This is a genomic window from Synechococcus sp. R55.8 (assembly GCF_047461895.1).
Classification (GTDB): domain Bacteria; phylum Cyanobacteriota; class Cyanobacteriia; order Thermostichales; family Thermostichaceae; genus Thermostichus.
Genome location: NZ_JANSIB010000069.1, coordinates 9,787 through 15,523 on the forward strand (window position 1 = coordinate 9,787; position 5,737 = coordinate 15,523).

Annotated in this window: 5 protein-coding genes; 3 read left to right on the forward strand and 2 right to left on the reverse strand. The window is 60.9% G+C overall.

The window, feature by feature from the left end; all coding sequences use genetic code 11:
* The first annotated feature begins 139 nt into the window (after window positions 1–139).
* Complete coding sequence (locus tag NW829_RS08155) at window positions 140–1,048, forward strand: cyanophycinase (protein ID WP_414416841.1); 909 nt, start codon at window positions 140–142, stop codon at window positions 1,046–1,048.
* Between the two features lie 10 nt (window positions 1,049–1,058).
* Window positions 1,059–2,879 carry a 2-succinyl-5-enolpyruvyl-6-hydroxy-3-cyclohexene-1-carboxylic-acid synthase gene (menD, locus tag NW829_RS08160; RefSeq protein ID WP_414416842.1) on the forward strand — a complete coding sequence of 607 codons (1,821 nt, stop codon included), beginning with the start codon at window positions 1,059–1,061 and terminating at the stop codon, window positions 2,877–2,879.
* Here the strand turns inward: menD and miaA are convergent.
* Window positions 2,803–3,816: a tRNA (adenosine(37)-N6)-dimethylallyltransferase MiaA gene (gene miaA, locus NW829_RS08165; RefSeq protein WP_414416843.1), complete on the reverse strand. Its 1,014-nt coding sequence runs from the start codon at window positions 3,814–3,816 to the stop codon at window positions 2,803–2,805. The two genes, menD and miaA, sit on opposite strands and share 77 nt — an antisense overlap.
* Before the next feature lie 277 nt (window positions 3,817–4,093).
* On the opposite strand from miaA, the gene NW829_RS08170 reads away from it, so the two are divergent.
* Window positions 4,094–4,795: a hypothetical protein gene (locus NW829_RS08170; RefSeq protein ID WP_414416844.1), complete on the forward strand. Its 702-nt coding sequence runs from the start codon at window positions 4,094–4,096 to the stop codon at window positions 4,793–4,795.
* 87 nt (window positions 4,796–4,882) lie between these two features.
* On the opposite strand, the gene rpe is transcribed toward NW829_RS08170, so the two are convergent.
* Window positions 4,883–5,593 carry a ribulose-phosphate 3-epimerase gene (gene rpe / locus NW829_RS08175; protein ID WP_414413112.1) on the reverse strand — a complete coding sequence of 237 codons (711 nt, stop codon included), beginning with the start codon at window positions 5,591–5,593 and terminating at the stop codon, window positions 4,883–4,885.
* Window positions 5,594–5,737 lie beyond the last annotated feature (144 nt).

Sequence of the window (5,737 nt, forward strand, 5' to 3'; positions counted from 1 at the left end):
GAACATTATTCCCCCTTTCGAGACCCCTAACCAACCCCTGACTCTTCCGTGAAATCTGGAATTGAGCTGCGCCAAACCGAATTCCAAGCCGTAGCATAGTGAAAGTGAAATGTGCCCATTTTAATCTTCCTCGCGCTCCATGCCCCATTTGCCTGATGTTTCTGCCGCCCACCGTGAGCTGGAGTGGAACGGAGTTCCTTCCACGCCGACAAACGACGCCCAACCCCTGAGCCGCTCTACCGTGAAGGATCCCATCACCGCCCGTTCCGACATCATCGCCGTCGGGGGAGCAGAGGACAAGGAAAATGAGCGCCACATCCTTTGGGAATTCTTCCGCCGAGCGGGGGGAAAGTCTGCCCACATCACCATCGTGCCCGCGGCTTCTGGGATCCCGGCGGTGCTGGGGGAGATCTACGCCAACATTTTTCAGCAGATGGGGGCGGCCAGCCTCCAAGTTCTAGATATCCGCAGCCCGATGGAGGCGAGGGATCCCGATAACGTTGAGAAAATCCGCTTCTCCACCGGCATCTACTTTACGGGTGGGGATCAGGAGCGGCTGGCGGAGGTGCTGGCCCACAGCGAGCTGATGGAGGCCATTCGACAGCAGTGGCAGCGGGGGCAGACGGTAATTGCCGGAACCAGCGCCGGAGCTTCTGCGTTGGGGCAGCAGATGATCTCCCGCGGCTACAGCGGAGAACCGCCCACGCCGGCAATTGTAACGGTGAAGACAGGCCTGGGCCTTTTGCCTCGCGTCATCATCGATCAACATTTCCATCAGCGCAATCGCCTGGTGCGGCTGGTCACGGCGGTGGCCCACTATCCCCAATGTTTGGGTATCGGCATTGATGAGAATACGGCGGTGGTGATCCAGGCCAACGATGTGATGGAGGTGATCGGCTTGGGGACGGTGACGATTGTGGACGGGACGCAACTGTACTCGACCGTTCAGGAGGCGGCGGCGGATGAGTATTTTCGGCTGCACAATGCCCGCATTCACTTTTTGCCGCCGGGATCCCGATTCGATCTCAACACCTTGTCTCCGCTGTGACTGCTGAAATGTGACTGCTGAAAACTTTGTCCTGCCGAGGCGGCTGGACTGGCGCAACCTCAACACCCTCTGGGGATCCCTATTGGCCGAAACCTTGAGTCGGCTGGGTTGCCGTTTGGCGGTGGTGTGTCCGGGATCCCGCTCAGCACCCCTGACCTACGCGCTGGCCCAGCACCCCGACATCGAGGCGATCCCGGTGCTGGATGAGCGGTCGGCAGCCTTTTTTGCGCTGGGATTGGCCCAGCAAACCCGGCGGCCCATTCCCCTGGTGTGTACTTCCGGCAGCGCTGGCGCTCACTTTTTCCCAGCTCTCATCGAGGCGGCAGAAAGTGGCTGGCCGCTTTTGGTTTTGACGGCGGATCGGCCCCCGGAGCTGCGCCACTGCCGCGCCGGCCAAGCAATTGACCAAGTGAAGCTCTACGGCCATTACCCCAACTGGCAGGCGGAGTTGGCCCTGCCCAGCGCGGATCCAGAAGCCCTGGCCTACTTGCGCCAGACCCTGGTTCACGCCTGGGAGCGCACCCTTTACCCCTTCCCCGGCCCTGTGCATTTGAATGTGCCCTTCCGGGATCCCTTAGCTCCCATTGCTGACGGCAGCACTGCGCCGCTGCTCCATTTACAGGAAGATCCGGAGTTTGAGAAGACCTTTTTTCGTGGAGTTGCTCCGCCATGCACCGGCTCTTCCTTCCAGGCGGTGCGGAGCCCTTTTCAGACGGAGACGGCTTCTTTTTGGCAGGAGTGGCGCGGCTGTGAGCGGGGGGTGATCTTGGCGGGGCCGGCTCAACCGCTGGATCCCCAGCGCTATGTGGAGGCAGTGGCCCGTTTGGCGACGGCTTTGGGCTGGCCGGTGCTGGCGGAGGGGCTTTCTCCCCTGCGGAACTACGCTTCCCTCAACCCCTATCTCATCACCACCTACGACCTCATCCTGCAGCGGGATGATCCCCAGCTTTGGCCGCAGCAAGTCATCCAACTGGGATCCCTGCCCACCAGCAAAGCGCTGCGGCAAACCCTGGCCAAGGTTGCTCCCCGCGTTTGGCGGTTGGATCCCCGCCCTGAGAATGGGGATCCCCTGCACAACCCCACCACCCACTTGCCTTTCGCCGTAGAGGAGTGGGTCGCCGGGATCCCAGAAGCACCGGCCAAGCGAACAACTTTTCTGCAGGGCTGGCTGACAGCGGAAGCGCAAATCCGTGCTGCCCTAGACCAGGCCATGACTGACCTATCGGAGTGGTTTGAAGGCAAGGTTGCCTGGTGGCTGGCCCACCACTTGCCCCCAGAGACTCCGCTGTTTATTGCCAACAGCACGCCGGTGCGGGATGTGGAGTGGTTTTGGCCCCCCAACGACCGCCGCATCCGGCCCTACTTCAACCGCGGCACCAACGGCATCGATGGCCTTCTCTCTACCGCCTTCGGGGTGGCCCACCGGCAGCGCCCGACGGTGTTGCTAACCGGGGATCTGGCCTTTTTGCACGACTGCGGCGGCCTGCGGCTTGGCCCTCACCTGCAGGGATCCCTGACCATTCTCCTCATCAACAACCAGGGGGGTGGGATTTTCGAGCTGCTGCCCATTGCTGAAGTGGGCCGTCAAGGGCCAGATCCGCCCTTTGAGCCCTACTTTGCTACTCCCCAGTCGGTGGATCTTGCCCTCCTCTGCCAAGCCCACGGCATTCCCCACCGGCGGGTGGAAAGCTGGCAGGAGCTGGCCCAAGCTTTGGATCCCTTGCCTGCCCAAGGGGTGCGGGTGTTGGAGATCCTTACGGATCGCAAGGCCGATGCTCAGCGGCGGCGGGACTGGTTTCAACAGTGGTCGGAGCTGCCATCCAAGCCTTGACCTGCTTCCAGATCTGCTCCGGCAAATCCTCAGCTTCGCAGTCCAGCCACTGGATCCCTGGCAGGGCCCGGAACCAGGTCATCTGCCGCTTGGCAAATTGGCGGGTGCGCCGCACAATCAGGGGCTGCAGCTCGGCTTCCGGGATCCGCCCCTCCAGGTAAGCGCCGATCTCCGCATAGCCCAAGGTCTGCAAGAGGGGTAAGTCTGGCCCGTAGCGCTCCCGCAGGGTTTTCACCTCCTCGATCCACCCCCGCTCCATCATCTCCGCCGTGCGCCGGGCAATGCGTTGTTCCAAACGGGGCATTGGGCAGCGCAGCCCCAGGATCAAGATGGGGTAATGGGGGGGATGAGCCCGCCTTAGGCTGGAAGCCGGCTTCCCGGTGGTGTAAACGATCTCCAAAGCCCGCAGCGTGCGCACCGCGTCATGGGGATGAATGTGCTGGGCGGCAACGGGATCCAACTGCTGCAGCCAGGCGTAGCGGATCTCAGGGGGCCAAGTTTCCAGTTGTCTTCTCAGTTGGGGCTGCGGGGGTACAGCAGGGATCCCTAGGCCAGCAGTCACCGATTGGATGTAGAGACCGGTGCCCCCCACCAAGATGGGAGTCTGTCCCTGCCGATGGGCCTCGGCGATGCGGGCTTGGGCCGCCTGCTGAAACTCGGCCACCGTGTAGGTGTGGCAGGGATCAACAATGTCGATCAACTCGTGGGGCCAAAGGGCCTGCTCGGCGGGGGTGGGCTTGGCCGTGCCGATGTCGAACTCGCGGTAGACCTGGCGGGAGTCGGCGTTCAACAGGGGGGATCCCAGCCGTTGGGCCAAAAGCAGCGCCTGTCGAGATTTCCCGGTGGCCGTGGGGCCGGCAATGACGATCACTCCCGGCCATCCTGGCCGGTCGGAAGCTGCTGCAGCGGGAATGCCATTCTCGAGGGTAATGCGCATTCGCTACCCAAACCATCGGCAGGGCAGACTGGCAAGCAACTTTCCTCAGAGACCAGATTAAGATTCTCGAAGAACCTTGTCTCTTTGGGTTAGGATCGGTTACTTACTACCCTGCTTTTTTGCTGTGCTGATCTCATCCTACATTCCTGCTTCGACGGTTTTGAGGGGCAATGGGCCACAGCCGCAGCCAGTGGCGCAGTTTTTACCTCTCCGGCTAGAGCTGTTCGCAAGGCGCGGCCTCAGCCAGATTGGACGGGCAATTGGAACAGGGTTGCTGATGGCTATGCTCATAGGTGTCCCTTGCTCGGCGCGGGGGGAGACCTTGGTGCTCAAGCAGGGAGAAGTGCGCACTCTGCCCCTGTTGCAAACCCGGGCCCGGCTGCCCTTGCAAATGGAAATGCTCTATCTGGGCATGGTCGAGGAGCGCTTCTTGAGCTACGCCCGCGCCAACAATTGGGAGACCATTTCCAGCGACCGGGAGGATCCCCGCTGGAGCCGCTGGCAACTGCGTCCTGGGGGTGAAGCCCTTTACCTGCCCGATTCCCCTTCATCTCAGAACTCCTTGGAGCCCCCCATCTATGCCCGTGGGTTTTATGTGCAAGCCTATTTTGTCGGCGGGCGCCTGGCGGGAATGCACCTGATTCGCAACCCTGAAGAGCCGGGCTTCAACTTGAAGGCCCTGCAAAGGCTTATCCGCGCCTGGTTTCCCGATAATCGCCTGATGTTGCATTACCAAATACTGCCAGAGGATCCCGAGCAGCAGGTGCTGGGCGCCTATCTGGGCACCATTCCTCCCCCCTACCTTGCCGATATTCGGCGCAACCGCGTGCCTTTTTGTCAGACTTTTCTCAGCCCCACTTCGCCGCAGCCGATCATCCCACCCTCCGTCGATGGGCCTCCCCATTGCCTGGGCACAACTGCCGTCAACAGCGGGACGGGGCCTTACGCTGCCCAGAAAGGGGCTGCTGCTTTGCGCTAAAGGCACGTGAGGAGTTGGCTCAGCGCAGCGCTGGGGTCAAGCCGGATTTCAGTAAGGGAGCAGTTTCCTTCAAAATGAACTGTCACCTTAAACTGTCACCAGCTCGGGACGGCGGCTGCTGCGAATGCTGCGAATGGCTTCTGCATAGTCTTTGGCTTTGAACACTGCCGAACCGGCCACAATGGCATTGGCTCCTGCCTCGATCACCTGCCAAGCGTTGCTGGCTTTGATGCCGCCATCCACCTCGATCCAGGGATCCAGGCCCCGCTCATCGCACATGGCCCGCAACTGGCGAATTTTGGGCACCACTGCCGGAATGAAGCTTTGCCCGCCAAATCCGGGGTTGACACTCATGATCAACACCAGATCCACCAGATCCAGCACGTATTGGATCAGCTCCAAAGGGCTGGCCGGATTGAGCACCACGCCCGCTTGCTTGCCCAGATCCTTGATTTGGCTGAGGGTGCGATGCAGGTGGATGGTGGAGCTGGACTCTGCGTGCACGGAAATGATATCGGCCCCTGCTTTGGCAAAATCCGCCACATAGTTCTCCGGCTCTACAATCATCAGGTGGACGTCCAGGGGCTTAGCCGTCACCGGGCGCAGCGCTTCCACCACCAACGGGCCGATGGTGATATTGGGCACAAAGCGGCCATCCATCACATCCACATGGATCCAGTCGGCTCCTGCCTCATCCACTGCCCGTACTTCCTCCCCCAACCGGCTGAAATCGGCTGAAAGGATGGAAGGGGCGATGACAATCGGCTTTTGCCCAGAGGTCGCTGACGGCTGCACCATGGTGAGTCCTGGGGATTGAAAACAGAGAAACGGAGAAACCTGCTCCTCTATGGTACGGGGTTTGATCCCCTTTGCAAAGCGTCATATCCCCTGATACATTTACGCTGAACACTGCTGAACATCACTGTTCAACTATGCAGCGAT